At 68.6% G+C, this 2,468-nt stretch carries 3 protein-coding genes; 2 read left to right on the top strand and 1 reads right to left on the bottom strand.

Annotated features, from left to right (window positions below):
* Nucleotides 1–310 precede the first annotated feature (310 nt).
* Nucleotides 311–949: a TetR/AcrR family transcriptional regulator gene (locus ABT085_RS45630; protein ID WP_351622967.1), complete on the bottom strand. Its 639-nt coding sequence runs from the start codon at nucleotides 947–949 to the stop codon at nucleotides 311–313.
* Nucleotides 950–1,178: 229 nt separating this feature from the next.
* Between ABT085_RS45630 and ABT085_RS45635 the strand changes: the two genes are divergently transcribed.
* Nucleotides 1,179–1,769, top strand: a complete 591-nt coding sequence (locus ABT085_RS45635; protein ID WP_351622970.1) for an ATP-binding protein — start codon at nucleotides 1,179–1,181, stop codon at nucleotides 1,767–1,769.
* A gap of 241 nt (nucleotides 1,770–2,010) precedes the next feature.
* The coding region (locus tag ABT085_RS45640; protein WP_351622973.1) for an RNA-guided endonuclease InsQ/TnpB family protein at nucleotides 2,011–2,468 on the top strand (458 nt) is incomplete at its 3' end.

Below are 2,468 nucleotides of genomic sequence, written 5' to 3' on the forward strand. Positions count from 1 at the left end.
GTGACGACGGGTTGCATGGCGGCGGCCTCCGTCTCGTACGAAGCTGGAGATGACGGTGAACGAGTCCGGTGGCGTGTCTGGTCCGGACGGCGCCGACATGCCGGGTGCAATGCGTTCTCTCCCTTCGAGGAGTACCCCAACTCCCTCCGACGCGCATGTGGACCAGGGAGGGCCGTCGGACCGGCGAGCGTCGTCACGGAACCCGACGCCGTGCACGGGCTGAGCGAGCGAGCCCGCACCACACCCTGGCCGGGAGGGAAACGCGAGATGTGGGTGTCGATCGGGCCGACGAGCCTCACCGGCCGTCGGATCACCGCAGCGGACCAGTAGGCGGCTCCGGACCGGGGTGTACCGACGACACGTGCCAACCGGGTTCGAGACGGTCGAGGAGCACACGGAAGGCGGCGTCGGCCTGATCCTCGCGGTCGTCCGCCAGGTGCGCCATGAGCAGGCCGAAGACGGCATCGACCAGAAGGGTCGCCTCCGCGCGCGCTCGTGGCGCGGGCATGCCCCAGTTGCCGAAAAAGGCGGTGAACAGGTCCGTCCACTGCCTGAGATTGTCGCGTGTGAGGGGCTCGTACCGGCCGGGGTGCAGCACGTTCGCGACCATGATCTCCAGATAGAGGGGGAAGGTGCGACGCACGGCCGGGGCTTTGAATCGTCGCCACATCTCTTCGAGGAGGCGGCGCAGAGCCGCGGGGTCCTCGGGGGGACTGGCGGCAGCGCGCAGATCCTGGAACCGGAGGAGGGGCCGGGCTTCGTTCACAGCGAGAGCTTCGGCGACCATGCGCTCTTTGGTGCCGAAGTAGTAGAGCAGCATACGGTCGCTGGTGCCCAGCTCGCGTGCCAGCGGCCGAAGGGACAGGTCGGCCAAGCCGTGGCGCATCACGTACTCGCGGATCTGATCCAGAAGGATCCGTCGCTTGGCTGGATCAGGTGAACGCGGCATCTCGACTCCTGGCTGCGGGTGCGCAGGCCGGCCGGCGCACCCGCAGCTCCACTCGTCCGATTTATGATTTTTTGCCCTGGTATTTACTGTAGCGGTCGCTTCATGTATGTTGTACATGTAGCGACCGCTACAAAACAGGACACGAGCATTCACCTGGCCGTACACAGGCGACGTCGGCATTCGACGCTTCGCGCGACGGCCATCAGCAGCTCAGAAGGGTCTGATTCGCATGGCTCCCCAGGCCACCGGCCTCACCGCCGCCTCGCGCGTGGGACGCCCTGCCCGGATCGGCAACCCCCGGCGGGCGGAGTCGTCTGATTCGAACCGCGATCGAGACCACGAGCGCTCCCGCCGGGCCGCGCCCGCGTCCTGGCTCGCCCGACAGCTGGCCATGTGGTCGCGCACCACGCGGCCTCTGCGGGTGCTCGACGCACCCCGCGCCAGCGTCAGTGACCGGGATGCCTCCTGGCCCCTGGAGAGGGAGCTGACCTCGGTCCGCCGGGCGCGCAATCTGGTGACCGGGCAGTTGGGTGAGTGGGCCGTGGAGGGCGTAGCGGACACCGCTGAGCTGCTGGTCAGCGAAGTGGTCACCAACGCGCTGCGCTACACACGCGGTCCCCTGCGACTCAACCTGCGGCTGCACGACTCGCGCCTGCGCTGCGAGGTCGAGGACACCGAGACCACCGGCCCCGTACGCCACTGCGTAGACATCGACTCGGAGGGCGGACGCGGTACGGAACTTCTCGATGCGCTCGCCGAAGCGTGGGGCTGCCTTCCCACGGCGATCGGCAAGACCCTGTGGTTCGAACTGGACACGTAGGCGGCCGCCTTGTCGACGGGAACGCCTCGGGCCGCACCCAGTGACACGGCCTGAACCGCTGCCGGAACCCGCTCCGGGTGAACCCCGACGAGGGGCCCTTCGAGCCGTTGCGGCAGTTCGCCCTCGCTGACCGGCTGGGTCCGGCGCAAGCCCCGTCCTTCAGGGCGGGGTGAGCCGGAACGGTCCGCAGGGCGAAGCTGTCCAGGCCGGTGTTGTCAGTGCCGGGCAGTAGGTTGATCACATGCAGCTCCGGTACAACTTCCGTGTGTACCCCGAGCCCGCACAGCGTGATGCGCTGGCCAGGGCGTTCGGGTGTGCCCGTGTGGTCTTCAACGACGGCCTTCGGGCCCGTCGGGATGCACACGCGGCGGGGCTGCCGTATATCAAGGACACCGACCTGCAGAAGCAGGTCATCACTGCGGCCAAGCGCACCGGGGAACGGGTGTGGCTGTCCGAGGTGTCGTCGGTGGTGCTGGTGCAGTCCCTGCGGGACCTGCACGCCGCCTACCGCAACTTCTTCTCCTGCGTCACCGGCAGGCGCAGGGGCCCGAAGGTCGCGCCGCCCCGGTTCAAGTCCAGGCGGGACAGCCGGCAGTCGATCCGCCTCACCGCCAACGGGTTCTGCCTGCGCGGCAACGGCCGCCTGTATGTGGCGAAGGTCGGGGAGTTGCGGGTGCGCTGGTCACGCCCGCTTCCGGC

It is taken from the genome of Streptomyces sp. NPDC002265, from assembly GCF_040296125.1.
Classification (GTDB): Bacteria; Actinomycetota; Actinomycetes; order Streptomycetales; family Streptomycetaceae; genus Streptomyces.